Annotated in this window: 26 protein-coding genes and 1 riboswitch; of the genes, 15 read left to right on the top strand and 11 right to left on the bottom strand. The window is 68.3% G+C overall.

The genetic code is table 11. The features are described 5' to 3' along the window. Nucleotides 1-43 precede the first annotated feature (43 nt). On the bottom strand, nt 44-1,354 hold the full coding sequence (locus WG898_RS02220) for an NAD(P)/FAD-dependent oxidoreductase (RefSeq protein ID WP_339601151.1): 1,311 nt from the start codon (nt 1,352-1,354) through the stop codon (nt 44-46). Continuing rightward, on the bottom strand, nt 1,354-2,850 hold the full coding sequence (locus WG898_RS02215; RefSeq protein WP_339601150.1) for an aldehyde dehydrogenase family protein: 1,497 nt from the start codon (nt 2,848-2,850) through the stop codon (nt 1,354-1,356). Before WG898_RS02215 ends, WG898_RS02220 begins: the two co-directional genes overlap by 1 nt. 157 nt (nt 2,851-3,007) lie before the next feature. On the opposite strand from WG898_RS02215, the gene WG898_RS02210 reads away from it, so the two are divergent. Next, entirely contained in the window at nt 3,008-3,925 is a 918-nt protein-coding gene (locus WG898_RS02210; protein ID WP_339601149.1) for a LysR substrate-binding domain-containing protein, read from the top strand. A 10-nt stretch (nt 3,926-3,935) separates the two neighbouring features. Here WG898_RS02210 and WG898_RS02205 read toward each other — a convergent pair whose 3' ends face one another. Continuing rightward, nucleotides 3,936-4,937 (bottom strand): LysR family transcriptional regulator, encoded by a 1,002-nt coding sequence (locus WG898_RS02205; protein WP_339601148.1) that lies wholly within the window; start codon nt 4,935-4,937, stop codon nt 3,936-3,938. 108 nt (nt 4,938-5,045) lie between these two features. Here WG898_RS02205 and WG898_RS02200 point away from each other — a divergent pair, with 108 nt between their 5' ends. Both WG898_RS02200 and WG898_RS02195 read left to right on the top strand, forming a co-directional pair. Beyond that, complete coding sequence (locus tag WG898_RS02200; RefSeq protein ID WP_339601147.1) at nt 5,046-5,411, top strand: DUF2917 domain-containing protein; 366 nt, start codon at nt 5,046-5,048, stop codon at nt 5,409-5,411. A 14-nt stretch (nt 5,412-5,425) separates the two neighbouring features. Next, a complete protein-coding gene (locus tag WG898_RS02195) occupies nt 5,426-5,896 on the top strand; it encodes a cupin domain-containing protein (protein ID WP_339601146.1) in 471 nt (156 codons plus the stop codon). Here the strand turns inward: WG898_RS02195 and WG898_RS02190 are convergent. Continuing rightward, the gene (locus tag WG898_RS02190) at nt 5,869-6,252 is read right to left on the bottom strand and encodes a TfoX/Sxy family protein (protein WP_339601145.1); all 384 of its coding nucleotides are present in this window, start codon (nt 6,250-6,252) and stop codon (nt 5,869-5,871) included. The two genes, WG898_RS02195 and WG898_RS02190, sit on opposite strands and share 28 nt — an antisense overlap. A 91-nt stretch (nt 6,253-6,343) precedes the next feature. Further along, the gene (locus WG898_RS02185) at nt 6,344-8,287 is read right to left on the bottom strand and encodes an outer membrane protein assembly factor BamB family protein (RefSeq protein ID WP_339601144.1); all 1,944 of its coding nucleotides are present in this window, start codon (nt 8,285-8,287) and stop codon (nt 6,344-6,346) included. A gap of 153 nt (nt 8,288-8,440) precedes the next feature. Between WG898_RS02185 and WG898_RS02180 the strand changes: the two genes are divergently transcribed. Together WG898_RS02180 and pepQ are read left to right on the top strand one after the other, a co-directional pair. Next, nucleotides 8,441-9,016 carry a 5-formyltetrahydrofolate cyclo-ligase gene (locus WG898_RS02180; protein ID WP_339601143.1) on the top strand — a complete coding sequence of 192 codons (576 nt, stop codon included), beginning with the start codon at nt 8,441-8,443 and terminating at the stop codon, nt 9,014-9,016. Nucleotides 9,017-9,026: 10 nt separating this feature from the next. Continuing rightward, the gene (gene pepQ, locus WG898_RS02175; protein WP_339601142.1) at nt 9,027-10,361 is read left to right on the top strand and encodes a Xaa-Pro dipeptidase; all 1,335 of its coding nucleotides are present in this window, start codon (nt 9,027-9,029) and stop codon (nt 10,359-10,361) included. Between the two features lie 238 nt (nt 10,362-10,599). Here pepQ and metF read toward each other — a convergent pair whose 3' ends face one another. From metF to ahcY, 3 genes are read right to left on the bottom strand one after another with little or no spacing between them, the layout of a single operon-like run. Next, nucleotides 10,600-11,427, bottom strand: a complete 828-nt coding sequence (gene metF, locus WG898_RS02170; RefSeq protein WP_339601141.1) for a methylenetetrahydrofolate reductase [NAD(P)H] — start codon at nt 11,425-11,427, stop codon at nt 10,600-10,602. A gap of 10 nt (nt 11,428-11,437) precedes the next feature. Next, nucleotides 11,438-12,211, bottom strand: a complete 774-nt coding sequence (locus WG898_RS02165) for a TlyA family RNA methyltransferase (protein ID WP_339601140.1) — start codon at nt 12,209-12,211, stop codon at nt 11,438-11,440. 6 nt (nt 12,212-12,217) lie between these two features. Then, nucleotides 12,218-13,639 carry an adenosylhomocysteinase gene (ahcY, locus tag WG898_RS02160; RefSeq protein ID WP_339601139.1) on the bottom strand — a complete coding sequence of 474 codons (1,422 nt, stop codon included), beginning with the start codon at nt 13,637-13,639 and terminating at the stop codon, nt 12,218-12,220. Between the two features lie 88 nt (nt 13,640-13,727). Continuing rightward, nucleotides 13,728-13,803, bottom strand: a riboswitch (S-adenosyl-L-homocysteine riboswitch). A 72-nt stretch (nt 13,804-13,875) separates the two neighbouring features. On the opposite strand from ahcY, the gene WG898_RS02155 reads away from it, so the two are divergent. After that, complete coding sequence (locus WG898_RS02155) at nt 13,876-14,658, top strand: HAD-IIB family hydrolase (protein WP_339601138.1); 783 nt, start codon at nt 13,876-13,878, stop codon at nt 14,656-14,658. Here WG898_RS02155 and WG898_RS02150 read toward each other — a convergent pair. Next, complete coding sequence (locus WG898_RS02150) at nt 14,655-15,767, bottom strand: DNA glycosylase AlkZ-like family protein (protein ID WP_339601137.1); 1,113 nt, start codon at nt 15,765-15,767, stop codon at nt 14,655-14,657. The two genes, WG898_RS02155 and WG898_RS02150, sit on opposite strands and share 4 nt — an antisense overlap. 114 nt (nt 15,768-15,881) lie before the next feature. Between WG898_RS02150 and WG898_RS02145 the strand changes: the two genes are divergently transcribed. After that, nucleotides 15,882-16,844 (top strand): chemotaxis protein CheX, encoded by a 963-nt coding sequence (locus tag WG898_RS02145; protein WP_339601136.1) that lies wholly within the window; start codon nt 15,882-15,884, stop codon nt 16,842-16,844. Nucleotides 16,845-16,856: 12 nt separating this feature from the next. Then, on the top strand, nt 16,857-17,228 hold the full coding sequence (locus WG898_RS02140) for a response regulator (protein ID WP_339601135.1): 372 nt from the start codon (nt 16,857-16,859) through the stop codon (nt 17,226-17,228). A 36-nt stretch (nt 17,229-17,264) separates the two neighbouring features. Here the strand turns inward: WG898_RS02140 and metK are convergent, their stop codons facing one another. Next, a complete protein-coding gene (gene metK, locus WG898_RS02135; RefSeq protein ID WP_339601134.1) occupies nt 17,265-18,449 on the bottom strand; it encodes a methionine adenosyltransferase in 1,185 nt (394 codons plus the stop codon). A 176-nt stretch (nt 18,450-18,625) separates the two neighbouring features. On the opposite strand from metK, the gene WG898_RS02130 reads away from it, so the two are divergent. The 7 genes from WG898_RS02130 (at nt 18,626) to WG898_RS02100 (ending at nt 25,633) form a co-directional block, all read left to right on the top strand. Next, nucleotides 18,626-19,495, top strand: a complete 870-nt coding sequence (locus WG898_RS02130) for a lysophospholipid acyltransferase family protein (protein ID WP_339601133.1) — start codon at nt 18,626-18,628, stop codon at nt 19,493-19,495. Continuing rightward, nucleotides 19,492-20,382 (top strand): LpxL/LpxP family acyltransferase, encoded by an 891-nt coding sequence (locus tag WG898_RS02125; protein ID WP_339601132.1) that lies wholly within the window; start codon nt 19,492-19,494, stop codon nt 20,380-20,382. Before WG898_RS02130 ends, WG898_RS02125 begins: the two co-directional genes overlap by 4 nt. Nucleotides 20,383-20,404: 22 nt before the next feature. Beyond that, nucleotides 20,405-21,271: a diaminopimelate epimerase gene (gene dapF / locus WG898_RS02120; protein WP_339601131.1), complete on the top strand. Its 867-nt coding sequence runs from the start codon at nt 20,405-20,407 to the stop codon at nt 21,269-21,271. After that, on the top strand, nt 21,268-21,981 hold the full coding sequence (locus WG898_RS02115; RefSeq protein ID WP_339601130.1) for a DUF484 family protein: 714 nt from the start codon (nt 21,268-21,270) through the stop codon (nt 21,979-21,981). Before dapF ends, WG898_RS02115 begins: the two co-directional genes overlap by 4 nt. Continuing rightward, complete coding sequence (locus tag WG898_RS02110; RefSeq protein ID WP_339601129.1) at nt 21,959-22,891, top strand: tyrosine recombinase XerC; 933 nt, start codon at nt 21,959-21,961, stop codon at nt 22,889-22,891. Before WG898_RS02115 ends, WG898_RS02110 begins: the two co-directional genes overlap by 23 nt. A gap of 118 nt (nt 22,892-23,009) precedes the next feature. After that, a complete protein-coding gene (locus tag WG898_RS02105) occupies nt 23,010-24,455 on the top strand; it encodes a hypothetical protein (protein WP_339601128.1) in 1,446 nt (481 codons plus the stop codon). Continuing rightward, complete coding sequence (locus WG898_RS02100; protein WP_339601127.1) at nt 24,452-25,633, top strand: class I SAM-dependent rRNA methyltransferase; 1,182 nt, start codon at nt 24,452-24,454, stop codon at nt 25,631-25,633. Before WG898_RS02105 ends, WG898_RS02100 begins: the two co-directional genes overlap by 4 nt. A 16-nt stretch (nt 25,634-25,649) precedes the next feature. Here WG898_RS02100 and WG898_RS02095 read toward each other — a convergent pair whose 3' ends face one another. After that, a complete protein-coding gene (locus WG898_RS02095; protein ID WP_339601126.1) occupies nt 25,650-26,138 on the bottom strand; it encodes an Lrp/AsnC family transcriptional regulator in 489 nt (162 codons plus the stop codon). Nucleotides 26,139-26,197: the final 59 nt, after the last annotated feature.

The raw sequence follows: 26,197 nt of genomic DNA, 5'->3' as shown, positions 1-26,197 counted from the left end.
GCAACAAAAAGTGGGGAATGGAATAAAGACGTTATGCAGGCGCTCATGACAGGGCGTCGCGCAGCTGGTACCAGGCCATGCCCAGCAGCAGGGCGGGCCCGCGCAGCCAGCGCCCACCCGGGATGGGCCGGTGCTGGAGGCGGGCGAACACGTCGAAGCGCTTGGCGTCGCCGCCCATGGCTTCGGCCACCATCTGCCCGGCCAGCCCGCTCAGGGCCAGGCCATGGCCGGAAAAGCCCTGCAGGTAATACACATTGCGGTGCAAGCCCAGGCGGCCGAAGTCGGGCGCGCGGTTGAGCGTCACATCCACCAGGCCACCCCAGGCATGCTCGATCGGCAGGCCCGCAAGCGCCGGGAAGCTGCGCCGCATGCGGGCGCTTAGGCAAGCCACCAGCTGGGCCGTCGAGGCCCTGCCGTAGCGCACCCGGCCGCCATACAACATGCGCTGGGATGCGCCATCGGCGGCGAAGCGGAAATAGTCCAGCAGCGCATTGGTGTCGCAGACCGCCGCACCACAGGGGATGAGGCGCAGGGCCAGTGCCGGGCTGAGCGGTGCGCTGGCGATGATGTAGGAGCCCAGCGGCAGCAGGCGCGCCGCCAGCGCGGGCTGCAGGCCGTTGAGCTGGGCGTTGCCCGCCAGCAGCACCTGGCGGCAGCGCAGCAGGCCTTGCGCGGTGCGCAGCTGCGGCTGCACGCCATGCGTCAGCGCCAGCACCTCGCTGCCCTCGTGCAAGTGCACGCCCAGCGAGGCGGCCGCGCGCGCCAGGCCTTGTGCGTACTTCAGGGGATGCAGATGGCCCGAGCGGGCGTCGTAGGCGCCGGCCTTGAAGCGCGCGCTGTCAATCCAGCCTGGCAGCTCACTCTGGGCGATAGGCCGCAGGGCATGGCCATAGCGCGCCTGCAGGCGTTCGGCGTCCTGCAGCAGGGCGCGCGCCTTGCCCGCGCTGGTGGCCACGGCCAGCCAGCCCTCGCACCAGTCGCAGTCGATGGCAAAGCGTGCGCAGCGCGCATGGATCAGCGCGATCGCGTCCAGCGTCATCTGAAACACCTGGCGTGCCGCCGCATCGCCGAGCTGCCGCTCCAGCTCGGCCGTCTCGCAGGCCAGGCCATGGATCACCTGCCCGCCATTGCGCCCGCTCGCGCCGGCCCCGAGGCGCTGCGCCTCCAGCAGGCGCACCGAAAAGCCCTGGCCGGCCAGCTCGATGGCGGCCGACAGGCCCGCCAGCCCGCCGCCGACGATGCCGATATCGCAGCTGGCCTCGCCCTGCAGCGGCGCATGGGCGGGCGCCTCCGGCAGCGAGGCGGCATAGAAGCTGCGGGCCGCCAGCGGCGCGTCGACGCGCGCCTTGGGCATCACGAGCGCACCTCGGCCGGGGCGCTGAAGGCCTCGTCATCCGGGTAGGGGAACCACTCGGGGTCGGGCAGGGCCTGCGGCGCCAGCATCACCATCTTGGCGCGCCGGAACTGCTCCAGGCCCTCGCCGCCCAACTCGCGCCCGCTGCCGGTGAGCTTGCGCCCGCCAAAGGGCACGGCGTCGTTGTCGTTCAGCGGGGTGTTGACCCAGACGATGCCCGACTCGATCTCGTGCACCGCGCGCATCGCCTCGGCCAGGTCCTGGGTGTAGATATGGGCGCCCAGGCCGAACTCGGAATCGTTGGCCAGGGCGATGGCCTCGTCCAGGCTGGCCACCTTGCACACCGGCGCCAGCGGCCCGAAGCTTTCGCCATGCATGATGTCCATGGCATGGCTCACCTCCAGCACGGTGGGTTCGTAGAACCAGCCCCTGGACAGCTGCTCGGGGCGCCGCCCGCCGCAGCGCAGGCGCGCGCCCTGCGCCAGCGCGCGCGCCACGATGGCCTCCACCTGAGCGCGGCCGCGCTCGCTGGCCAGCGGCCCAATGTCCACCGCGCTCAGGCCATGGCCCAGGCGCAGCGCGCGCGCCTCTTGCGTCAGCGCGGCGACAAAGGCCTCGTAGACATCGGCATGCACATAAAAGCGCTCGGCCGAGGTGCAGACCTGGCCGCAGTTGAGAAAGGCCGCAAAGGCCGCCGCGCGCGCCACCACCGCCAGCGGCGCCGAGGGCATGACGATGAAGGGATCGTTGCCCGAGGCCTCGATCAGCGTGGGCTTGAAGCGCCGCGCGGCGCCCTGCGCCACCGCCTGGGCCGCCGCCAGGCTGCCGGTGAAGGCCACCGCGTGGGTGCGCTCCGATTCCACCAGCGCACGCCCCAGCGCCGCGCCGCCGGTGAGCAGCTGCACCAGGCCGGCGGGCAGGTGAGCGAAGGCCGGCATCATCAGCAGCAGCGTCAGCGGCGTGAGTTCCGAGGGCTTGGCTATGAGGGCATTGCCGGCCGCCAGCGCCGCCGCCGCCTGCCAGCCGAACAGCAGGGCGGGGAAGTTGAAGGGCACGATGGCCACCACCGTGCCCAGCGGCTCCTTGAGCGTCATCTGCAGCTGGCCGGCCACGGCATTGCCGGCCACGCGGCCCTGCTCATGCCGGGCCAGCTCGGCGTAGTAGCGAAAGGCCGAGGCCGCGGCACCCGCCTCCCAGCGTGCCTCGCGGTAGGGCTTGCCCATCTCGCGCGTCAGGCATTCGCCCACGCCATCGGCCAGCGCCTCGATGGCATTGGCCACCTGGTGCAGGGCCTCGGCACGCTCCAGCGCGCTGTGCGCCCACCAGGCACGCTGCGCGCCCTGCGCGGCCTGCAGCGCTTGTTCGATCTCGGCCGGGCTGGCCTCGGCATAGTCGCCCACGGGCGACTCCAGCGCCGGGTCCAGCACCGCATGGCGCGGCCCCGTGCCAGCCTGGTAGCGGCCCTCGATGAAGTGATGGCCTGAGCGTTCGCGCATCAGCGCTTGGGTATTCGTCGGCATGCTGGAGGCTGTGGGGAGGGTGTGAAACGCTGCGAAGGCTACGGAGCAAGCCCCCGGGCCACAACATGCAATTCGTGCCGCTGGCTGGTACAAAAACTAATAGCTGAGCGGCAAAACGCTAAGATCGCGCCCCGTGAATGCCAGCACCGCCAACAAGACCCGTCTGCCACCGCTGAACGCGGTGCGCGCCTTTGAAGCCGCCGGGCGGCTGGGCAGCTTTGTGGCCGCCGCCGAGGAGCTGCATGTGACGCAGCCGGCCATAGGCCGCCACATCAAGGCCCTGGAAGACCGGCTGCGGCTGCGGCTGTTCGAGCGCACGCCGCGCGGCGTGGTGCTGACCGACGAGGGCCGCCGCTACCACGAGCAGATCCATGCCGCCCTGGCCAGCATTGCCGAGGCCACGCAGGAGATCACCGCGCGCGGCCAACAGCGCTGGCTGCGCCTGCTGGTGGTGCCAGGTCTTGCCTCGCGCTGGCTGCGCCAACGCCTGCCGGCCTTTTGCGCGGCCCATCCGGGCATACGCGTGGTGATCGAATCCAACCCCAGCTTCGTTGACGTGCCGCCGGAGTCCGCCGACCTCGGCATCGCCTTTGGCGAGCCCGAGGAGTTCCAGGCCAGCGCCGAGATGCTGCTGCGCCCCGCCATCTTTCCGGTCTGCTCGCCCGAGCTGCTGGCGCGTTTTGGCCCGCCGGCCAGCGCGCGCGCGCTGCTGGACTGGCCTCTGCTGCATGAAAACGACGGCGGCTGGTGGGCGCATTGGCTGCACAAATGCTTTGGCCTGCGTGTGCGCCCGAGCGCCGAGCTGGCCTATACCAGCGCCGGCGATGTGCTGGACCTGGCCCTGGCCGGCAAGGGGGTGGCGCTCAGCAACCACCTCTTGGTGGCCGCCGATCTGGCGGCGGGGCGGCTAGTGCGCCCGCTGCCGCAGTCCTGCCAGCTGGAGGGTTATGTGCTGCTCAAGCCGAGCCGGCCGCTGAGCCCGGAAGCGCGCCTGTTCAGGGCCTGGTTTCTGGGTGAACTGGCCGCCGACCCGGCCAGCCAGGCCAGCTGAGATGCCCTAATCAATCCTGCTCGCCCAGGCCGCCCTCGTCGTCGCCATGCTGGGTCTCGCCGATGTCGCGGCGCGTGAGCACGGCCTGGGCCCCGACCCAATGCGCGAACTGCATCACCTCGGGCCGGCTGCGGCCCTGGCCTGACAGCAGCAACCAATAGGCCGAGGGGCTGCTCATGCGCCCGGCCGGGCCGAAGGGCTCGACCAGCTCGCCGCGCTGCAGCGATTCGGACACCAGCGCCAGCCGCGCCAGCGCCACCGCCTGGCCCGAGAGCGCGGCCTGGATCTGCTGGTAGGTGAAGTTCAGATACATCCAGCGCCGCGGCTGCAGCTCGGGCGCGCCATGCTCGGCCAGCCAGCGCCGCCAGCTCAGGTATTGGGCGGTGGGGCGCTGGTCGTCTTCCTCGGCCAGGCTGTGCTGGGCCAGGTCGCCGGGCTGGCGCAGCGGCGGTGCCAGGCCACGGGCCGCCTGCTCGACCAGCCAGGGGCTGGCCACCGGCACCAGGGTCTCGCCAAACAGCCGCAGCGCACCGGGCGGCACCTGGCCGGGCGTGCAATAGCGCAGCGCGAGGTCGATCTCGCTGTCGTCGATGTCGACGATCTGGTCCAGCGCCGAGACGCGGATGTCGATGTCGGCATGCTCGCGTTGGAAGGCCTCCAGGCGCGGCAGCAGCCATAGCGAGGCGAAGGAGGCAAAGGTGGTGACATTGACGACGCGGCGCCCGCGCGCCTGGCGGATCTGGCGCACCGTGGCGTCCAGGCGCTCGATCATGCCCAGCACCTGGGTGCGCAGCAGCGCGCCGTCGCTGCTCAGCTCGACATGGCGGGTGCCGCGCAGGAACAGGGTGCAGCCGATCTCGTCCTCCAGGCTCTTGATCTGGCGGCTGATGGCCGGCTGCGTGAGGTGCAACTCCTCGGCCGCCGCACGGAAGCTGAGCAGCCTGGCCACCGCCTCGAAGGCGCGCAGCGGGCCGATGGCGAGGGGGCGATGGCGTGCGGCATTGCTATTCATGCGCAGATGGTATCAATCCGGGGCGTGCAACTCATTGGACCGAATTCCGGGTAGTTCCTAGTATTGCCCCATGCCTGCCGAGCGCGGCGGGCGGATCAGGAGGACTCCATGTCTTTGGCTCAATATTCATCAATCGACGCATTCCACCCCGCCCATGCCGGCACCGCCTGGGAGCTGGGCCAGGGCCAGGCCCTGAGCCTGCCGATCGGGCCGGGCGCGCGCGAGTTGCGCGTGCTGGAGGGGCGCGTCTGGCTGACCCGCAGCGGCCGTGCCGACCGGCCGGCCCAGGATGTCTGGCTCGCCGCCGGCGAGGCCATCTTGCTCGGCTCGGGCGAGCAGGTGGTGCTGGAATCCTGGCCCAGCGCGCGCTTCCAGCTGCTGGTGCCGCCGCTGGCCTGCCCGGAGGCGTGGCGCCAGCTGAGCAAGGCCAGGCGGGTGGCGCGGCCGGACGGCTCGGCCCTGGCGGCGGCCTGAGAGGCTGTGAAGCAATGGCCAATCCGCTGTTGAAGGCGGCAGAGATTGCCGCCATGGTCGCTCAGTCCAAGACCCATCTGCTGAACGCCAATGCGGTGCGCCTTGCCAAGTCGCTGGGCGGCGCCACCGGCATGACGACGCTGGGCTTTCATCTGATGACGCTGGCGCCCGGCCGCGAGGCCACCGAGTACCACCGCCATCTCTACGAGGAGCAGTGCTTCTACATCCTGTCGGGGCGCGGCACGGCCGTCATCGACGAGCAGGCGCATGCCGTCGAGGCGGGCGACTTTCTTGGCTTCGCCAAGCGTGGCGCGGCCCATACCCTGCTGAACACGGGCGCGGAGCCGCTGGTCTTCATCGCGGCGCGGACCCAGCTGGAGCAGGACGTTTGCGATTACCCGCGCCAGCGCAAGCGGCTCTACATGAATGGGGCCGAAGAGGCGCTGGTGGACTTCGATCAGCTGCGCGTCGAGCGGCCCGCCTGAGGCTTGCGCTTTGGCGCAGCGGGCGGTTTGGCCGCACGGGCGCGCAGCGCCGCCGCCAAGGCCAGGCGTGCCCAGGGCTGCATCAGCGCGGGCGACTCCATCGCCTCCTCGGGCGCGGTGTAATAGGCCATGGTCATGAGCTGGCCCTGCTTGTCATAGCGAAAGGGCGCGCAACCGGCCTGCAAGAACGCCGGGATGGTCTGGGCATCGGCCTTTAGCCAGAGCTGCTCGAAGGCAATGATGGCGATGAAGATCTCGTCCACATAAATGCCCCAGCCGCCGAACATGCGGCGGCTGCGCAGCGCACCCAGGGGTGCCAGCAATTCGAGGCTGTGGTCGAGCAGTTCTCTTGACATGCCGGCACTATAGGCAGGACGGGCAGACCCGCAAGTGGCAAGACCTGGCACGCAGGCACGGTCGCCGCGGTAGCAAGGGTGCGGCGGTTCCTCAGTTCAGATTGATCGCGTACAACTCGGCTTTGAGGTCACCGGCCGCGGCAACGCTGATGTAGAGCACGCCATTGGGCGAGAGCGCCAATCGCCCCGGCTTCGGGAAGCTCCAGACGGTCTGATGGCTGCTCAGGCTCAGCGCGTAGACCTTGCTGGCGGTGCTGACGAACAGCAGGTTGTCGGTGACGACGAGATTGCGCGCTGCCGAGCCGTAATCGGCACGGAAGGGGTCTACCGAGGCCTCATCCGGCGCCCAGGCCCAGAGGCGGCTGCCGTCCGCATCGCTGCGGGCTTCCACCTGTGCGCCGTTGACCGCATAGATCACACCCTTGGCAAAGGCCGGAGCCTGCGTGAACGAGCCGGGGATGGACCATTTCACGCTGCGGGCGGCGATGTCGAAGTTCACCAGGCGGTTGATCGAGCCGCTGCCGCCCGACCCATTGACCACCACGACATTGCCTGGCCCGATCAGCATCGGCGCGCCGTTGACGCTATAGGCCTGCAGGCTGTTGTTCGGGTCCGCAATCACAAAGGCCGAGCTACCGCCGGCGACCTTGATCACGTTCAGGCCATTGGGCATGAAGGCGTAGGCATAGTTGGCGTCAACCGCGGGCGTCCATTGGTCGTACTGGCTGAGGTTGGCGAACCATTCCAGTGTGCCGTCGCCTGCCTTGAAGCTCAGCAGGCCGCCGTAGGAACCGCCATTGGTATAGACCGATCCGTTGGCAATCGCGGGTGCCAGGTAGTGCTCCCACTGCGAACCGAAAGCGGTGCGGAAGTTGATGGCGCCGGTGCTGCCGTCGAAGCTCCACATAAAGGTGTCCTGATGGCCGCTGGAGGCGAGGTACACCTGGCCGCCATCGGTCGAGGGCGGATTGACCGCGAAGACGGTGCCGAATTCCTTCTTCCAGCGCACGGAGCGGTCGTGCTCCGATAGCGCATACAGCGTGGCACTCTGGAAGTAGCCCGAGGTCTGCGCGTAGACGGTGCCATTGGATGTCACTACCGGCTGGATGGCACCCGCGCCGCCGGACGAGCCGGTGGACTCCGATGGCGGTACCGTCCAGCGCCAGCGTCGATTGAACTTGCTGGCGTCCAGAGTGAGCGGCAGGTAGCCGGTATGCGCGGCATTCGCCTGATGCTGCGCCCATTCACCGACACCGGCGGCGCGCGCCAAGGGACTCAGATTGATCGCCGCCTTCAGCGTGATCGAGTAGGGCACGAGCACGGGTGAGCCGGACACCTCCTGGGTACAAGGCAGATCCTTGCAGACATGCAGCTCCAGATTGCCCGCGTAGCTGCCCGGCGCCAGCGTTGAGTTCAGGAACAACGTGGCGCTGAGTGAGGTGCCACTGATGTTCTTGGGCGGATTGGGTTGAAACACGCCGGTCTTGTCGACAATCTGCGGGTAAGTCTGACCACTGGGCAGGTTTGCAGCGATCGTCAGGGCCGGCACCTCATCCTGGTAGGCATCCAGCGCAAGGCGCGCTGGGCTGACCACGGCGGCAGGCGGCGCCGTGACCGTGAATTTGTAGGGCAGGGCGTAGGGCGATCCTGGCAGGGGCGAGTTGCAGCTGGTGGGGCTGTCGAAACACAGCTTGACCTGCAAGGAGCCGCTGTATTCGCCCACGGCCAGCGCGGCCTTTGGCGTCACGGTGGCTTGGTAGCTGTTGCCCGCGCCCGGCGCCAACTGCAGGTTCGGTTCGATCACGCCTGCGCTGTCAATGATGACGGCATTGATGGTCTGGCTGACCGGCCGATCGAGGGTCGCTGTCACGGTCAGCGGCGATGGGGCGCCCTGCAGAAAACTTTCCGTCAAGGTGGCCGGCGAGAAGCTGAGTTGGTAGCGCTGGCTCTGTTCACTGCCGCCGCCACCACCGCCGCAGGCCGTCATGGCGAGGGCCAATGTCGCCACGCACCAGATATGTTGCCGCTTGAGCATGAATCCTCCCTGGATCTAACCGACTGACTATTTTTTCGAAGCCGGAGTCTACGTGCTCCGTGACGCAATGGCGACGCCGGGCAGGCAAACCCGCAAGTCACAAGACCTGACCCTCGCGCACAATCAGGGCAGCCAGCCTTGGGAGACTCTCGCGTGGATGTAGCCAGCAATGACCGTGCCGCCCTGCGCCACAAACTGATTGCCGACCGCCTGGCCCTGCCGGGGCGGCTGGAGTTGGCCGAGGAGTTGCAGCGCGTGCTGCGCGTCTGGCTGGTGCGGCGGCGCGAGCTCACCATAGGCGCCTACTGGCCGATCAAGGGCGAGTTCGACCCGCTGCCGGCGCTGTACCGCTGGGCCGAGGCCAACCCCTTGCGGCGCATCGGCCTGCCGGTGGTGGACAAGGAACATGGCACCTTGCGCTTTCAGGTCTGGTACCCGGGCTGCCCGATGGAGGACGATGCCTACGGCATTCCCAAGCCCAAGGACACCGAGGTCTTCGAGCCGCAGCTGCTGGTGGTGCCCTGCGTGGGTTACGGGCCCTGCGGCCTGCGCCTGGGCTATGGCGGCGGCTTCATGGACCGCACCCTGGCCAGCCTGCAGCCGCGCCCCGCCACCGCCGGCGTGGGCTATGCGCACGGTTTTCTGCCCCTGCTGAAGGCCGAGCCGCACGATGTGCCGCTGGACGCCATGCTTACCGAGGAGGGGGTGGTGTGGGATGTGAATGGTTAACAATGCGGCGATGACGATGCACGCTGCCTATACCCAACACCTTGCCACCCTGCAGCAGCGCGCCGAAGACGCGCTGGCGCGCTGCGGTTTCGATGCCCTGCTGATCGCCTCAGGCATCGAGAAATACGCCTTCCTGGACGACCGGCCCTATCTGTTTGCGCCCAATCCGCATTTCAAGCATTGGCTGCCGCTCACCCAGCACCCCAACAGCTGGCTGCTGATACGCCCGGGCCGCCGGCCCTTGCTGGTCTATTACCAGCCCGACGACTACTGGCATGTGCCGCCCGCGGCGCCCAGCGGCTTCTGGGTCGAGCATTTCGAGATCCAGGTCATCAGCGCGCCCGAGCAGGCGCGCCAGCATCTGCCCTCGACCGGGCGCCTGGCCATCATCGGCGAGGCCGACGCCGCGCTGGAGGGCTTTTTCACGCCCAACAACCCGCACGAGTTGCTGAACCTGCTGCACTACGCGCGCGGCTGCAAGACCGAGTACGAGCTGATGCAGATGCGCGCCGCCTCGGCGCTGGCGGTGCGCGCCCATGTGGCGGCGCGCGGCGCCTTCCTGGCCGGCGCCTCCGAGGCGCAGATCCACGCCGCCTACCTGGCCGCCTGCGGCCACAGTGATCGCGATCTGCCCTACGGCAATATCGTCGCGCTCAACGAGCATGGCGCGGTGCTGCACTACCAGTATCAAGACCTGACCCCGCCGGCTCAGTCGTCACGCTCGCTGCTGATCGACGCCGGCGCCCAGGTGGCCGGTTATGCGGCCGACATCACGCGCAGCTGGAGTGCCGGCGATGATGCGGATTTCGATGCCTTGCTGGCCGCCATGGAAGCCGCCCAGCTGGCTCTGGTGGACGAGGTGCGCGCCGGCGTGGACTACCGCAACATCCACCTCAGCACCCATGCGCGCATCGCCACCATCCTGAAGAGCCTGGGCATCGTGAAAGCGACGATGAGCGAGGAGGCCATGCTGGCCGAGCGCATCACCTCCATCTTCATGCCGCATGGCATCGGCCATCTCCTGGGCTTGCAGGTGCACGATGTGGGCGGCTTCATGGCCGACGAGACGGGCGCCGTGGCCGCCAAGCCCGAGGGCCATCCGTTTCTGCGCCTGACGCGCCAGCTGCAGCCCGGCATGGCGGTGACCATAGAGCCCGGGCTCTACTTCATCCCCACCCTGCTCAAGCAATTGCGCGCCGGTCCGCACGCGGGCGCGGTGAACTGGGGCCTGGTTGAGCACCTGAGCCGTTTTGGCGGCGTGCGCATCGAGGACGATGTGGTGTGCCGCGCCGCGGGGGCTGCGCCGGAGAATCTGACAAGGGATGCGTTCGCGGCGCTGGGCTGAGGCAACTGGACAAGGTCGTCGCCGATTTCCGTGAGCGACCGACTGGGGCCGGCACTGAGCAGCCGTTGGTGTGTTGGGCGGTGATCAGGCCGACCGGGGGCTCTACTCCGTTCATGTCCCCCGCCCCGGGCTGCACCCAGGGCCGGGGGACAGGAGCGAAGTCCCTCACCCGTTGGCCTTGGCACGCAGACCAGACCCAATGGCTGCTCCGTGCCGCCTGCTGTCATCCCTTTACAACTCAGCCGAGACCCAGGCGTTTGCACAACTCCAGCGTGAGCGCCGACTGGTTGAGCGTGTAGAAGTGGATGCCCGGCACGCCGCCTTCGATCAGGCGTTCGCAGACGCGCGTCATCACGTCCAGGCCGAAGGCGCGGATCGAGGCGGCATCGTCCATATAGCCCTCCATCTTCAGCGCCACCCAGCGCGGGATCTCGATGCCGTCGCGCGCCGCGAACTGGGCGATGCGTGCGTAGTTGTGGAAGGGCATGATGCCCGGCACGATGGGGGCATCGACGCCCAGCCTGCGCACCTCGTCCACGAAGTTGAAGTAGGCATCGGGATTGAAGAAGAACTGGGTGATGGCCTCATCGGCGCCGGCGCGCATCTTGTCGGCGAAATGCTGCAGATCCTTGGCGGCATAACGCTGCTGCGGGTGGTACTCGGGATAGGCCGCCACCTCGATCTTCCAGTCCGGCCCCTGGGTTTCGCGGATGAAGCGCACCAGTTCGGCCGCATAGCGGAACTCGCCCGCGGTGGCGGTGCCGCTGGGCAGGTCGCCGCGCAGGGCCACCACGCGGCGGATGTTCTGCGCGCGGTAGGTGGCCAAGATTTCGGCGATGCTCGCGCGCGTCGAGCCCACGCAGGAGAGATGCGGCGCGGCCTCATGGCCCATCGCCGCGATCTCGCTCACGGTGGCAAGAGTCTTGTCGCGCGTGGAGCCGCCGGCGCCGTAGGTGACGCTGAAGTACTGCGGCTTGAGCACGCTCAGCTCCTGCACCACGGTCTTGAGCTTCTCCGCCCCCACGGGGGTGTTGGGCGGGAAGAATTCGAAACTCACCGCTGTCATCTGTGTGTTCCTATGTCTTCGTGACTGCCTGCGGAGCTTGGGCCCACAGGAAGAATTCCTTGTTGCCATCACCACCGGTGATGGGGCTTTCAAAGTAGTCGCATACCCGCCAGTCCAGGGCGGCGGCGGCCTCGCGGGCGCGCGCCTCCAGCAGCGGGTACTGCTTGGCGTCCTTCACCAGGCCGCCGCGCGCCAGGGCCTTGGGGCCCAGCTCGAACTGCGGCTTGATCAGCAGCAAGACCTGACCCTCTGGCCTCAACCACGCGGCCAGCTGGGGCAGGGCGCCCAGCATGGAGATAAAACTCAGGTCGCCGACGATGAGCGCAAAGCCCTCGGCCGGGGCCTGCTCGCGCAGGGCCGAGCCCGCCAGCTCGCGCACATGCAGGCCTTCCAGCGCGCAGATGCGCGGGTCGGCCGCCAGCGCGGCATGCAGCTGGCCATGGCCCACGTCCACACCCACCACGCGCGTGGCGCCGGCCTTGAGCAGGCAGTCGCTGAAGCCGCCGGTGCTCTGACCCATGTCCAGCACCGTCAGCCCGGCAACGCTCAGGCCGGTGTGCGCCAGTGCGCCCTCCAGCTTGAGCCCGCCGCGCGAGACATAGCGCAGCTCAGCGTCATCGCTGATGCGCAGCTCGGCGAACTCCGACAACTCCTCGCCCGCCTTGCGAATCGCCGACCAGCCCTTGGCCGAGTGCCACTCGGCCGCGGCCGCGCTGATCAGCCGCTGTGCGGCAGAGCGCGTGGGTGCCAGGCCCTTGGCGACGAGTAGCTGATCGGCACGCATGGCCGCTTAGTAGCGATAGGTATCGGGCTTGTACGGGCCTTGCTTGGGCACACCGATGTACGCGGCCTGCTCTTCCGTCAGCTCACTCAGCTGGGCGTTCAGCGTGGTCAGCTGCAGGCGCGCGACCTTCTCGTCCAGGTGCTTGGGCAGCACATAGACCTTGCCGATGTCGTAGGCGTCCTTGTGCGCGAACAGCTCGATCTGCGCGATCGTCTGGTTGGCGAAGGAGGACGACATCACATAGCTCGGGTGGCCGGTACCGCAGCCCAGGTTCACCAGGCGGCCCTTGGCCAAGAGGATGATGCGCTTGCCGTCCGGGAAAATGACGTGATCCACCTGCGGCTTGATCTCTTCCCACTCGTACTTCTCGATCGAAGCAATGTCGATCTCGTTGTCGAAGTGGCCGATATTGCAGACGATGGCGTTGTGCTTCATCGCCGCCATATGCTCGTGGCGGATCACGCCCTTGTTGCCGGTGGTGGTGACGAAGATGTCGGCCTTGTCTGCGGCGTATTCCATGGTCACGACGCGGAAGCCTTCCATCGCGGCCTGCAGGGCGCAGATCGGGTCGATCTCGGTGACCCAGACTTGCGCCGAGAGTGCGCGCATCGCCTGCGCCGAGCCCTTGCCCACGTCGCCATAGCCGGCGATCACCGCGATCTTGCCGGCGATCATCACATCGGTGGCGCGCTTGATGCCGTCCACCAGCGATTCGCGGCAGCCGTAGAGGTTGTCGAACTTGCTCTTGGTGACCGAGTCGTTGACGTTGATGGCGCGGAACAGCAGCGTGCCCTTGGCCGACATTTCCTTCAGGCGATGCACGCCAGTGGTGGTCTCCTCGGTCACGCCGATGATCTCGGCGCTCTTGCGCGTGTACCAGCTCGGGTCCTGGGCGATCTTGGCCTTGATGGCGGCGAACAGGATGCGCTCTTCCTCGCTGCCCGGGTTGGCCAGCACGGCGAGGTCCTTCTCAGCCTTCTGGCCCAGGTGCATCAGCAGCGTCGCGTCGCCGCCGTCGTCCAGGATCATGTTCGGACCTTCGCCCGGTGTGCCGGCCGCGCCGAAGTCAAAGATGCGGTGCGTGTAGTCCCAGTAGTCTTCCAGGGTCTCGCCCTTGTAGGCGAACACCGGCGTGCCGCGCGCCACCAGGGCGGCGGCGGCATGGTCTTGCGTGGAGAAGATATTGCACGAGGCCCAGCGCACTTCGGCGCCCAGGGCCTGCAGGGTCTCGACCAGCACGCCGGTCTGTATCGTCATGTGCAGCGAGCCTGTGATGCGCGCGCCCTTGAGCGGTTGCGTGGCGGCGTACTCGCGGCGGATCGCCATCAGCGCGGGCATCTCGCTCTCGGCGATGTTCAATTCCTTGCGACCCCAGTCGGCCAGCGACAGGTCGGCAATCTTGTATTCGGTGTTGGTGGCAGCAGTCATCAGCGGGCTCCTTCAAGGTGAGGTTGAAGCCGCTGGCGCCGCGAGGGAAGGTCTTCTGAAAAGACAACGATCACCCACGCAGGACGTCAGCGGGTGAGCGCGGTTGCAGTTGAGTCTCCGAGCCTGGCCTCTAAGCGAGAAAGAGGTTGCAACGCTCCTCGGAAGCCCTGGATTCTAAACGCATCGCGCCCGCTGTTCACGCGAATAGACCGGTGGAATGGGCACAATCGGCGCCCATGCTGCCTCTATCCGCCTGCCCGCCCGCGGCCCTGCGCCGCCTGCGCGGCCTGCTCACCGACATCGACGACACCCTCACCGCCGAGGGCGCCATCGCGCCGGCGGCCTTGCAGGCCTTGCACGATCTGGCCGCCGCCGGGCTGCCGGTGATCGCCATCACCGGCCGGCCGGCGGGCTGGAGCGAGCTCTTTGCGATGGCCTGGCCGGTGCGCGCCATCGTGGCCGAGAACGGTGCGGTGATGTTGCGCAATGAGGGCGGGCAGCTGCGCCGCGATTTTTTCTGCCAGGACGAGGCCACGCGCGCCGCCAACTTCGCGCGCCTGCAGCACTGTGCCGCCGAGCTGCCGGCGCGCGTGCCCGGCGCCACGCTGGCCCGCGACAGTGCCGGCCGCCTGACCGACATCGCGGTGGACCACAGCGAGTTCGCGCATCTGGACGCGACGCAGATCGAGGCGGTGTGCGCCGTGATGCGTGCACATGGCCTGCATGCCACCGTCAGCTCGATCCACATCAACGGCTGGCTAGGCGCGCACAGCAAGCGCACGGCGGCCGACTGGGCCGTGCAGGCACTGCTGGGCCAGCCCTTCGTGCCGGCCGACTGGCTTTATGTGGGCGACTCCAGCAACGACGAGCAGATGTTCGCGTCCATCCCGCTCAGCGTGGGGGTGGCGAATATCGCGCGCTTTGTGCCGCAGCTGCGCAGCCTGCCGGCCTATGTCACGGCCGCCGAGCGTGGCGCGGGCTTTGCCGAGCTGGCGCAGGCCATGCTGGCGGCGCGTTAGCCTTCGGTCAGGCCGAGGAAGGCACCAACGCGCTGCAGCTCCTCCTCCAGCGCCAGCTTGAAGGCCGCGCCCTTGGGCCTGGCGCCGTTCACGAAGCCCAGCTCATGCTGGAGCCGGCCGTCCTTTTCCACGCGCAGATTGGCCCAGCCCAGCATCGCGTCGCCCCACAGCAGGGGCAGGGCGTAATGGCCCATCTTGCGCTTGGGCGCGGGCGTGTAAGCCTCGAACTTGTATTCCCAGCCCCATAGCAGCTGGAAGCGGCGGCGGTCCCACACCACCGGGTCGAAGGGCGCCAGCATGCGCAGCTGGCCGTCGAGCCGATGGCGCCTGGAGCGCGGGTTCTCGTCGGCGGGCCAGTACCAGCTGCGGCCGTCGATCTGGGCATGGGCATAGCGCGCCTTGGCGCGCTTGAACGCTTCGCGGCATTCGGCGCGCAGCTGCGGCGCGCCATAGCCCAGCAGCGAGCTCAGATAGCCAAGGCTGGGCGCGGGCAGTGGCGCATACAGTGCCACCACCAGGTCCAGCAGGGCCTCGGCGCGGGCCTGACGCGCGGCCGGGCTTTGCTCCTGTTCGGCGTGCTGCACAGCCTCGTAGACGCGCGTGCCGGCGTCGCGCCGCTTGACGCGCAGCTGGCCTCGGTAATGCAGGCCATCGAGCAACTGGGTGCTGACGTTGAGCTCGCCGCCCCAGTAGCCGGGCATTCGGCCGTGGTGGCTGAATTCCTCCAGCAGCTGCTTGGGGTGCGTGGGGCCGCGCTCGCGCACCACCGCCAGCAGTTGCTCGGCCTGGGCGCGGGTCTTGGCGTCCCAGTCGCGCCTGGGCTCGCGCGGATGCAGCAGGGCCAGGTGTTGCCTGGGCAGGAAGCCGTAGTTGACGAAACAGTCTTCCTCGACCGCCAGCCGGGTGTAGCGGCGTTCCAGATCGCCGGCGCGGTAGTCCCTGACGCGATGGCGCAGGATCAGGTCCTGGGCCCGCGCGGGTGCGCGCATCGGGTCGGCCTGCACGAAGCCGAGCTTGCTGATCGCGGCGGGCAGGGTGGTCGGCCTGAAGAGGCTGCGTGCGATCGCATAGCGGCGCAGTTCCTCAAGGCTGGGGGCGGGTGTGCTCATCGGCCGCGAGCATCGCAAACAACTGTTTATTTGTCCAGCCTCAAGTGAATCGTGAAACTGACGATATGGCCTTAGATAAGGCGGCTTGCCGTTCGCCTGTTGGGAAAACCGGTCATGACAGAAACCACACACCTTGAGGCCAAGGTACTGCTGCTCGAGCACGACCCGGCGCAATACCAGCTGCTGTCGGACTTCTGCGCCGAGGTGGGGCTGCTGGCGCTACCGCGCAGCGCCCGCGATGCATTGAGCACCCTGGCCCAGCATAAGGATCTGGCCGGCGTGCTGCTGGCCGAGGACCTGCCCGGGCTCGAGCCCGACGCCTTGGGGCTGGCCCAGGCCATCCACAAGCTGCGACCCGAGCTGCCCACCTTTCTGCGTCGCAGCAGCGCGCGCGAGCTGCTGCCCGAGGAACGGGCGGCGCTGCGCCATGACTGGCAGCCCGGCGGCATCGAAGATCTGCGCGCCGCGGTGCAGCGCGCCATTTTCAGCCTGCGCTACCCCAGGAAGCTGGTGGACGGCATCGTCGAGCTGACCAGCGCCTCGCTGAGTTCGATGTTTCCCTATGCCAAGGTGCAGGCCGAGTCGCCCTATGTGGTGCACGACCGCATCATCTTCGGCGAGGTCTCGACCCTGATTCCGATCGAGAGCACCTGGTGCCGCGGCTATATGATGCTGCAGACCGAGGAGGGCGCTTTGCGCCAGGGTCTGATCCAGGGTTTCAGCTACGAGGGCCTGGGCGGCGACTTCAACTTCCGCGAGCTCAACAACCTGCTGGGCGAGACCACCAACCTGATCTGGGGCGCGTTCAAGAACCGCTACATTCCGCCGCAGGCCTTCACGACCCAACAGATCCAGGTGCCGCTGGTGATCAACCACGAGCACAAATACATGTCATTCGGCTCGCAGGACGCGCAGCTGTGCATACGCTACCAGCTCAGCGATCCGCGCCGCCCGGGCCTGCCACCCTTGATGATCGTGCAGCGTTTCATCTTCAATCTCTACTGGTCGCCCGAGGGCTTTGCCGAGTTCGCGGCCGCACCGCCGCCCGCCGCCACCGGTGAGCTGGATCTCTTCTAAAGGACGCAGCGCATGGCGCAGATACTGGTGGTCGACGATTCCAGCACCATGCGGGGCATCGTGACGGGTTTCCTGAGCAACAACGGCTTCGAGGTGGTGGCGGCGGTGGATGGGCTCGATGGCCTGCATCAGCTGCGCCAGGATCCCGATATCAAGCTGGTGCTCAGCGATGTGAACATGCCCAATATGGACGGCCTCACCATGGCCGAGAAGATCCGCGGCGAGCTTGGCAACCAGGCGGTGCGCATCGTCATGCTGACCACCGAGGACAACCCGACCCTGCGCGCGCGCGGCAAGGCGATCGGCGTGACCGGCTGGATCGTCAAGCCCTTCCGCGGCGAGGCGGTGCTGGGGCCGTTCAGGAAGATGTGCGGCATGGAGTGAGGCGCTGCCGCCTCACCCCATGCCGACCCGGTCTCGTCAGGCTTTCAGGCCGGCCAGATCGCGCAGCACCGCGACCTTGTCGCGCGCTTCCCAGCTGAACTCGGGCTCTTCGCGGCCGAAGTGGCCGTAGGCCGCGGTCTTGCCGTAGATCGGGCGCAGCAGGTCCAGCATCTGGATGATGCCCTTGGGACGCAGGTCGAACACCTCGTTGACGATGGCGGCGATCTTGTCGTCCGAGATCACGCCGGTGCCCTCGGTGTAGACGGTCACGTTCATTGGCCTGGCCACGCCGATCGCATAGGCCACCTGGATCTGGCACTGGCGCGCCAGGCCGGCGGCCACGATGTTCTTGGCCACATAACGCGCGGCATAGGCGGCCGAGCGGTCCACCTTGGTCGGATCCTTGCCCGAGAAGGCGCCACCACCGTGCGGGCAGGCGCCGCCATAGGTGTCGACGATGATCTTGCGGCCGGTCAGGCCGCAGTCGCCCTGGGGCCCGCCGATGACGAAGCGGCCGGTCGGGTTGACCAGGTACTTGGTCTCCTTGAGCCATTCCTTGGGCAGCACCGGCTTGATGATCTCCTCGATCACGGCCTCGTAGAACTCGGGCTTCATCTTGTCGCCCAGGCTCATCTCGGGGGCATGCTGGCTGGACAGCACCACGGTGTCGATCGAGTGTGGCTTGCCGTCCACATAGCGCATCGTCACCTGGCTCTTCGCGTCGGGGCGCAGAAAGGGCAGGCGGCCGTCCTTGCGCAGCTGCGCCTGGCGCTCCACCAGGCGATGCGCGTAATAGATCGGCGCGGGCATCAGCTCGGGCGTCTCGTCGCAGGCATAGCCGAACATCAGGCCCTGGTCGCCGGCGCCGGTGTTGAGGTGGTCGTCGCTGGCGTGGTCCACGCCCTGGGCGATGTCGTTGCTCTGCTTGTCATAGGCCACCAGCACCGCGCAGCCCTTGTAGTCGATGCCGTACTCGGTGTTGTCGTAGCCGATGCGCTTGATGGTGTCGCGCGCCACCTGGATGTAGTCCACATGGGCGTTGGTCGTGATTTCGCCGGCCAGCACCACCAGTCCGGTGTTGGTGAGGGTTTCCGCGGCCACGCGCGAACGCGGGTCCTGGGTGAAGATTGCATCCAGAATCGCGTCCGAGATCTGATCGGCCACCTTGTCGGGGTGACCCTCGGAAACGGATTCAGAAGTAAACAGAAAGTCGTTCGCCACTTTTACACTCCTTGTTGTCAGTCCATCGGCGTTGCCGTGCTGCGGGAGTCGCGGCGAACGCTTTAGCGGCATTTGTTGTCGAGCATCGCAGCCCGGCAAGGTTTCAATCCGCGGATCAAACCCTGCATCGCCCCGCAAGTTGTTCAGTAACTCGGCGATGCGCTCATTATAGAAATATGTGGTTTCTGCGTCTGCTTTCTCGCTCTCCCCTGTGGTTTCAGCAAGGATTGGGCGCCCTCATGGGCCGCCTGACCTGGTGGCTGGCGCCCGTCTATCGCCAGCGTTTCAAGGCCAATGTGGCCCAGGCAGGCCTCAGCATGGCCGAAGCTGCGCCGGCCATAGCCCATATCGGCCGCATGATGGGCGAGCTGCCCTGGATGTGGTTGCGCCCCTTCAGCGAGCCGCTGGGCGCGCGCGTGCAATGGGATGGCGCCGAGCTGATCGCGGCAGCGCTGGACCAGGGCCGCGGCATGATTCTGCTGACGCCGCACCTGGGCTGCTTCGAGGTCACCGCGCAGGCCTATGTGGAACACTTCAGCGCCAGGTACGGCCCGCTCACGGTGCTGTTCCGCCCCGCGCGCAAGGCCTGGATGCGTGAATTGGTGGATGCCTCGCGCGAGCGCCCGGGCCTGCTGCCGGCACCCGCCAGCCTGGCCGGCGTGCGCCAGATGCTGCGCGCACTGCGCCAGGGTCAGGCGGTGGGTCTGCTGCCCGACCAGGTGCCGCCCGATGGCCTGGGCGTGTGGGCGCCCTTCTTCGGCAAGCCGGCCTACACCATGACCCTGGCCGGCCGCCTTGCCCAGCAGACCGGCGCCGTGCCGCTGCTGATCTGGGGCGAGCGCCTGCCCTGGGGGCGTGGATTTGTGGTGCGGGTGCGACCCGGCCCGCTGATTGCGCGCGAAGACACGCCAGAATGCGCGGCCACCGCCGTCAACCAAGCCATGGAATCCATCATCCGCCAGCTGCCCGGGCAGTACCTCTGGAGCTACAACCGCTACAAGGCGCCGCGCCGCGTGGACGTGGCCGCGCTGGGGGACGGCTCGTGATAGCGCGGGCCGGCGCCCATCTGCTGATCGGCCTGGTGTGGTTGCTGCACTGGCTGCCTTTCGGGGCGCTGGTGGCGCTGGGGCGCGGCCTGGGCGGCCTGCTGCATGGGCTGGCGCGCGCGCGGCGGCGCATCGCGCTGCGCAATGTCGAGCTGTGCTTTCCCGACCTGAGCGAGGCCGAGCGCCGCGCCCTGGTGCGCGAACATTTCGCGCTGATCGGCCGCAGCATCCTGGAACGCGGCCTCTTGTGGTTTGCCCCGCCCGAGCGGCTGATGCGCCTGATGCGCGTGCAGGGCGACATCCATTTGGCCGAGCGCGGCGAACGCCCGGTGATGTGGCTGCTGCCGCATTTCGTGGGCCTGGAATGGAGCGCGCCGGCCATGATGCTGAACCAGCGCTGCCCGGGCGTGGACGTCTACCAGCGCCAGAGCAATGCGGTGTTCGATGCGCGCATGCTGGCAGGGCGCGCGCGCTTCGGCACTACCGCCTTCGTGGACCGGCACGAGGGCATACGCCCGGTGCTGCGCCTGATCAAGCAGGGCTATGCCTTCATGAACGCGCCCGATATGGACTTCGGCGCCAAGGACTCGGCCTTCATCCCCTTCTTCGGCGTGCCCGCCTGCACCCTGCTGGCGCCCTCGCGCATTGCCCGCAGCATGGGCATGGCGGTGCAGCCCATCGTGGTGCGCATGCTGCCCGGCAGCCAGGGCTACGAGATCGAGGCCTGCGCGCCGTTGCCCGGCTATCCGAGCGACGACCCCGAGGCCGATGCCCGCCTCCTGCACGCCTGGCTGGAGGCGCGCATCCGCGAGCAGCCGGCGCAATACCTGTGGGTGCACAAGCGCTTCAAGACGCGGCCGCCCGGCGAGCCCAGCCTCTATGGCTGATGCGCGCGCGGATAATCGCGGCATGAATGTGCACTTCACCAAGATGCAGGGGGCCGGCAACGACTTCGCCGTCATCGATGCCACCCGTGCCCCGCTGGCCCTCAACCGCGCCCAGCTGCAGCGCCTGGGCGACCGGCGCTTCGGCGTCGGCTGCGACCAGATCCTGGTGATCGAGGCCAGCCCGGCCGCGGGCATCGACTTCCGCTACCGCATCTTCAACGGCAGCAGCGGCGAAGAGGTGGAACACTGCGGCAATGGCGCGCGCTGCTTCGTGCGCTATGTGGTCGACAAGGGCCTCAGCACCAAGCGCAGCATCCGCGTGCAGACCGTCAACAAGCTGATCGAGCTGCATCTGCGGGACGACGGCCGCGTCACCGTGGACATGGGCGCGCCCGTCTTCACGCTGGGCGATGTGCCCTTCGCGGCCGCGGGCCTGCAACCGCGCCTGCAGCAGGGCTTCGAGCTGTGGCCGCTGGCGCTGCCCTCGGGCCCCTGCGAGGTGGCGGTGCTGTCGATGGGCAACCCGCATGCGGTGCAGTTCGTGGCCGATGTCGATGCAGCGCCGGTGCTGCGCGTCGGGCCCGAGGTCGAGCATGACGCGCATTTCCCGCGCCAGGTGAATGCCGGTTTCGTGCAGATCATCAGCCGCAGCGAGATCAAGCTGCGCGTGTTCGAGCGCAGCGCCGGCGAGACCCTGGCCTGTGGCACCGGCGCCTGCGCCGCGGTGGTGGCGGGCATACGCCTGGGCCTGCTGGACGAGGCCGTCGAGGTACATGCGCGCGGCGGCGATTTGAAGATCGAATGGGCCGGCCGCACGGCGGGCCTGGACGCACCGGTGCTGATGACGGGCCCGGCGCAAACCGTGTTTGAAGGAGAGATCGAGCTGTGACGACGAGCGAACAACAACAGGGTGTGACTGGCATCACCGAGCAGGACATTGCCAACTACCTGGCCAACAACCCGGGCTTCTTCGAGCGCCATGCCGAGCTGCTGGCCGCGGTGCAGCTGAGTCATCCGCATGGCCAGCGCGCGGTGTCGCTGCAGGAGCGTCAGGCCGAGATGCTGCGCGAGAAGATCAAGGGCCTGGAGCACAAGATCGTCGAGATGATCCGCAACGGCCAGGAGAACGTCGCCATCGCCGATCGCCTGCACCGCTGGACCACCGCGCTGATGCTGACCGCCGATGCCGCCGACATCCCCGAGGTGCTGCTGCGCGAGCTGCGCCATCACTTCCTGATCCCGCTGGCCGGCCTGCGCCTGTGGGTGGTGGACGAGGCCCATGCACAGGCGCCGTTTGCCGCTGCCGTCGGCGCTGATGTGAAGAGCTTTGCGGCCAGCCTGACCCAGCCCTATTGCGGCGTGAACTCTGGCTTCGAGGCGGCACGCTGGCTGGGCGAGGACGCCGCGGTGAGCTCGCTGGCGCTGATCCCGCTCAGCTACGGCAGCCCGGCCAAGGCCTTCGGCATGCTGGTGCTGGCATCGCCCGACCCGACCCGCTACACGGCCGAGATGGGCACCGAATTCCTGGCGCGCATCGGCGAGATCGCCAGTGCCGCCTTGGTGCGCCTGCTGCCCGATGCCCAACGCAGCCACGCCTGAGTTTGTCGAGAACTATCTGGAGCATCTGCGGGTGCAACGGCGCCTGGCGCCGCGCACCCTGACGCTCTACCAGGACGCGCTGGGCCGGCTCGCCGCGCTGGCGCAGCGCGATGGCGTGGCGCTGCTGAAGCTGCAGCCCCAACAGGCGCGCCGCTGGCTGGCGCAGCTGCACGGTCAGCAAGACCTGGCCCCACGCAGCCTGGCCCTGCTGCTCTCGGCCTGGCGCGGCTATTACCGCTGGCTGGGGCGCGAGCAACTGGTGAGCCTCAATCCGATCGACGGCCTGCGCCCGCCCAAGGCCGCCAAGCCCCTGCCCAAGGCTCTGGCCGTCGATGACGCGGTGCAGCTGGCGGACTTTCAGGGTGGGCATGCCGATCGGCGGCTGGAGGCGCGCGATGCCTGCATCGTCGAGCTGCTCTACGGCTGCGGCCTGCGTGTGGCCGAGTTGGTGGGGTTGGACCTGCACGCCCATCGCGATGCCCAGGCCTGGGTGGACCTGGATGCGGCCGAGGCCCAGGTGCTGGGCAAGGGCAGCAAACGCCGCTCGGTGCCGCTGGGCCAGGCGGCCCTGCGCGCCCTGCGCGCCTGGCTAAGCTTGCGCGGTGAGCTGGCCGGGCCGCAGGAGCTGGCGCTGTTCGTCGGCCTGCGCGGCGCCCGGCTCGGCGCGGCCCAGGTGCGCGTGCTGCTGAAGGCGCGCGCGCTGCGCGCCGGCCTGCCCACCCATGTGCATCCGCATATGCTGCGCCACTCCTTTGCCTCGCACCTGCTGCAGTCCAGCGGCGATCTGCGTGGCGTGCAGGAGCTGCTGGGGCATGCCAATATCAGCACCACCCAGGTGTATACCAAGCTCGACTTCCAACACCTGGCCAAGGTCTACGACGCGGCCCATCCGCGTGCCAAGAAGCGCTGAGCCCACGCCGATGCTGGTATCGTGCGCGCCCATGTCGTCTCACCACCGTCTCGCCCGCTTGTTGCCGCTCTGCCTGGCTGTGTCCGCTGCGTATGCGGCGGATGCGCCGGCTTCTTTCGTGACCTCGGCCGAAACCCGCCCCGCCGCCTTCGAGATGAGCTGGACGCCGCTGCGCCTGCCCAATGGCGACCGCAGCGCGCTGTTCGGTGGCAGCTATCTGGTGGCGGTGAACGAGGATTGGGGCTTCGGCCCCAGCGTCTACGGCGCGGCGCGCGGCAATTACGGCGGCGTGTTTGCCGCCGGCCTGACCGCGCAGCGCCGCTGGCGCCTGAGCGGCGACAGCCATCTGGCGCTGGGCCTGTACGCGGGCGCGGGCGGCGGCCTGAGTTCCGAGCAGATCCGCTATGGCGGCGGCCTGATGCTGCGCCCCGAGCTCTCGCTGCGCACCCAGGTGGGCAATTGGTATAGCGGCCTGGCCCTGAGCCATGTGCGCTTTCCCAGCGGCAATGTGAAGAGCAGCTCGGTCGCCCTGGTGCTGGGCCGCTCCGACAGCTTTGCCAGTTTCTCCCCCGGCGATGCCGGTCGCCTGGGCCGGTCGTCCACGCGCAGCGGCATGGGCTTTGACGAGATCGCCCTGAGTGCCGGTGTCTACCAGCAGCGCAAGGGCGCCAAGAATCGTTCGGGCCAGGCCAGCGCCGGGCGCATGTACAGCGCCGGTGCCGACCTCAGGCAATACCTGGCCCCGGGATCCTGGTGGGGGCTGGAGGCCTCGGGCGCGGCCAAGGGCGGCGCCGACGGCTATATGGAAATCCTCGGCACCGCCGGGCAGGATTGGGCGCTGGGCACGCCGAACCTGCGTGCCGGCCTGCATCTGGCGGCCGGCCTGGGCGGCGGCGGCAATGTGGCCACCGGCAATGGCTGGCTGATGCGCGCCGGCCCCAGCCTGCGCTGGCTGGCGCCCTGGGGCGGCAGCGTTCGCTTTGAGGGCGGCTGGCTGCGCAGCGCCTCGGGCGGTTTCAGCGCACCCTATGGCCGGCTCTCGCTGGCCCTGCCGCTGGAACGGCGCTCGCGCGCCGATTCCTTCTGGCAGCTGGAGGAGGGCGTGGTGCGCACCCAGAGCTTTTACGCCGCCGTGCAGCAGCTGCCGAGCATGAGCTACAAGAACGGCAGCAGCGCTTCGATCGGCCAGATCGGCCTCCTGATGACGCGCGAGCTCAATCCCTGGTTGTATGGCGCCGCCCAGGCGGGCAGTGCGGCCTTCGGCAAGGCGGGCGCCTATTCCTATGGCCTGTTCGGCCTAGGGCTGCAGTCGCCCAAGCTGGCCGGGCAATGGCGCGTCGGCAGTGAGCTGCTGGTTGGCGCCGCGGGCGGCGGTGGCGTCGCCGTGGGCGGTGGCGCGGTCATGCAGGGCGAGCTCTGGGGCCAGTGGGAGGGCCGCGGCGATTGGGACCGCCTGCGCTTGCGCGCGGGCCTGGGCCAGTGGCGCACCATGAAGGCGGGCACGCAGTCCTCGCCGGTCTACAGCCTGGCTGTGGGCTATGCCTTCGGTACCATGGCACCATGAAATCGATACGCATACGTGCCGGCAAGGAGCGCTCGCTGCAGCGCCGTCATCCCTGGGTGTTCCAGGGATCGGTGGAGAAGGGCAAGGCCGACGCCGGCGAAACCGTGCGCGTGGAATCCGCCGAGGGCCAGTTCCTCTGCTGGGCCGCCTACAGCCCCGATTCGCAGATCCGCCTGCGCGCCTGGAGTTTCGACGAGGCCGAGCGCATCGACGCCGCCTTCTTCCAGCGCCGCATCGCCGCCGCCATCGCGGTGCGCCAGCGCCTGCCGATCGCCTCGGACGCGGTGCGCCTCTTGCATGGCGAGGCCGATGGCCTGCCCGGCCTGGTGGTGGACCGCTATGGCGACACCCTGGTGGCCCAGTTCGGCACCGCCGGCACCGAGCGCTGGAAGCAGCAGATCGCCGATCAGCTGCTGGCCGCCACCGGCCTCACGCGCCTGTACGAACGCTCCGACGCCAGCGTGCGCCAGCTCGAGGGCCTGGAGGCGCAAACCGGTTGGTTGCGCGGCTCGGGCGAGACCGAGCTGGTGATACGCGAACATGCCTGGCAGCTCAGCCTGGACGTGGCCGAGGGCCACAAGACCGGCTACTACCTGGACCAGCGCGACAACCGCAAGCGCTTTGCCGACACGGTGCGCCAGTACGGCTGCCGCGAGGTGCTGAACTGCTTCAGCTACACGGGAGGCTTCTCGGTGGCGGCGCTGGCCGGCGGCGCTGCGAGCGTGATCAGCGTGGACTCCTCGGGCCCGGCGCTGGCGCGTGCCGAGCGGCATGTGGCGCTGAACGGCTTTGACGCCGCGCGCCACCAGGCCTTGGACGCGGACGTGAACCACACCCTGCGCGCCTATCTGGCCGAGGGCCGGCAGTTCGACGCCATCGTGCTGGATCCGCCCAAGTTCGCGCCTACCGCGGCCCATGCCGAGCGCGCCGCGCGCGCCTACAAGGACATCAACCGCCTCGGGCTCAAGCTGCTCAGGCCGGGCGGCATCCTGTTCACCTTCTCCTGCTCGGGCGGCATCCCGCCCGATCTGTTCCACAAGATCGTCGCGGGTGCGGGCCTGGATGCGCAATGCGATGGCTACATCCTCGAGCGCGTGGGCGCGGCGCCCGACCATCCGCAGACCATCTACTTCCCCGAGGGCGAGTACCTCAAGGGCCTGCTGATCCTGAAGCGCTGAGCGCGGCGCCGTTTGTTCAAGCGCGCGGCAGGGCAATCTGCGGCGCGAACTTGGCGCGGTGCACGCTGAAAAAGCTCTTCACATTGCGCACATTGGCGTCCTGGGTGAAGAGGCGCTGCACCAGCGCGTGATAGGCCGCCATATCGGCCACCTGCAGCACCAGCACGAAGTCCGGCCCGGGCGAGACGCGCCAGCATTGCTGCACCTCGGGCGCGGCCACGGCGCGTTGCTCGAAGGCCGCCAGATGCTCGGCGCCCTGGCGATCCAGCGTGATCTCGACGATGGCCGACAGGCCCGCGCCCAGCTTCTCGGGCGAGAGCAGGGCCACGCGCTTTTCGATCACCCCCAGTTCCACCAGACGTTTCACGCGCCGCAAACAGGTGGCAGGCGAGACATGGGCGCGCTGCGCCAGCTCCTGGTTGGACACCGCCGCGTCCTGCTGCAGCAGATCCAGCAGGCGGTAGTCGGTGCTGTCGAGTGCCAGAGGTTCGGTGGAATCTGTCATTTCATGATCGTTCGTGAAATATTGAAGCGTCATTTCCTGTGCTTGATGGATTGTTGCAA

This window comes from Paucibacter soli (genome assembly GCF_037482845.1).
Lineage (GTDB): Bacteria > Pseudomonadota > Gammaproteobacteria > Burkholderiales > Burkholderiaceae_C > Paucibacter_B > Paucibacter_B soli.
This window is presented reverse-complemented; position numbering and strand designations above follow the sequence as displayed.

Excerpts from the sequence above, each read along its gene's own strand:
- WG898_RS02220 (WP_339601151.1), bottom strand. The coding sequence starts at position 1,354 with ATGCCCAAGGCGCGCGTCGACGCGCCGCTGGCGGCCCGCAGCTTCTAT.
- WG898_RS02215 (WP_339601150.1), bottom strand. The coding sequence starts at position 2,850 with ATGCGCGAACGCTCAGGCCATCACTTCATCGAGGGCCGCTACCAGGCT.
- WG898_RS02205 (WP_339601148.1), bottom strand. The coding sequence starts at position 4,937 with ATGAATAGCAATGCCGCACGCCATCGCCCCCTCGCCATCGGCCCGCTG.
- WG898_RS02200 (WP_339601147.1), top strand. The coding sequence starts at position 5,046 with ATGTCTTTGGCTCAATATTCATCAATCGACGCATTCCACCCCGCCCAT.
- WG898_RS02195 (WP_339601146.1), top strand. The coding sequence starts at position 5,426 with ATGGCCAATCCGCTGTTGAAGGCGGCAGAGATTGCCGCCATGGTCGCT.
- WG898_RS02190 (WP_339601145.1), bottom strand. The coding sequence starts at position 6,252 with ATGTCAAGAGAACTGCTCGACCACAGCCTCGAATTGCTGGCACCCCTG.
- WG898_RS02185 (WP_339601144.1), bottom strand. The coding sequence starts at position 8,287 with ATGCTCAAGCGGCAACATATCTGGTGCGTGGCGACATTGGCCCTCGCC.
- pepQ (WP_339601142.1), top strand. The coding sequence starts at position 9,027 with ATGACGATGCACGCTGCCTATACCCAACACCTTGCCACCCTGCAGCAG.
- metF (WP_339601141.1), bottom strand. The coding sequence starts at position 11,427 with ATGACAGCGGTGAGTTTCGAATTCTTCCCGCCCAACACCCCCGTGGGG.
- WG898_RS02165 (WP_339601140.1), bottom strand. The coding sequence starts at position 12,211 with ATGCGTGCCGATCAGCTACTCGTCGCCAAGGGCCTGGCACCCACGCGC.
- ahcY (WP_339601139.1), bottom strand. The coding sequence starts at position 13,639 with ATGACTGCTGCCACCAACACCGAATACAAGATTGCCGACCTGTCGCTG.
- WG898_RS02155 (WP_339601138.1), top strand. The coding sequence starts at position 13,876 with ATGCTGCCTCTATCCGCCTGCCCGCCCGCGGCCCTGCGCCGCCTGCGC.
- WG898_RS02150 (WP_339601137.1), bottom strand. The coding sequence starts at position 15,767 with ATGAGCACACCCGCCCCCAGCCTTGAGGAACTGCGCCGCTATGCGATC.
- WG898_RS02145 (WP_339601136.1), top strand. The coding sequence starts at position 15,882 with ATGACAGAAACCACACACCTTGAGGCCAAGGTACTGCTGCTCGAGCAC.
- WG898_RS02140 (WP_339601135.1), top strand. The coding sequence starts at position 16,857 with ATGGCGCAGATACTGGTGGTCGACGATTCCAGCACCATGCGGGGCATC.
- WG898_RS02130 (WP_339601133.1), top strand. The coding sequence starts at position 18,626 with ATGTGGTTTCTGCGTCTGCTTTCTCGCTCTCCCCTGTGGTTTCAGCAA.
- dapF (WP_339601131.1), top strand. The coding sequence starts at position 20,405 with ATGAATGTGCACTTCACCAAGATGCAGGGGGCCGGCAACGACTTCGCC.
- WG898_RS02110 (WP_339601129.1), top strand. The coding sequence starts at position 21,959 with ATGCCCAACGCAGCCACGCCTGAGTTTGTCGAGAACTATCTGGAGCAT.
- WG898_RS02100 (WP_339601127.1), top strand. The coding sequence starts at position 24,452 with ATGAAATCGATACGCATACGTGCCGGCAAGGAGCGCTCGCTGCAGCGC.
- WG898_RS02095 (WP_339601126.1), bottom strand. The coding sequence starts at position 26,138 with ATGACAGATTCCACCGAACCTCTGGCACTCGACAGCACCGACTACCGC.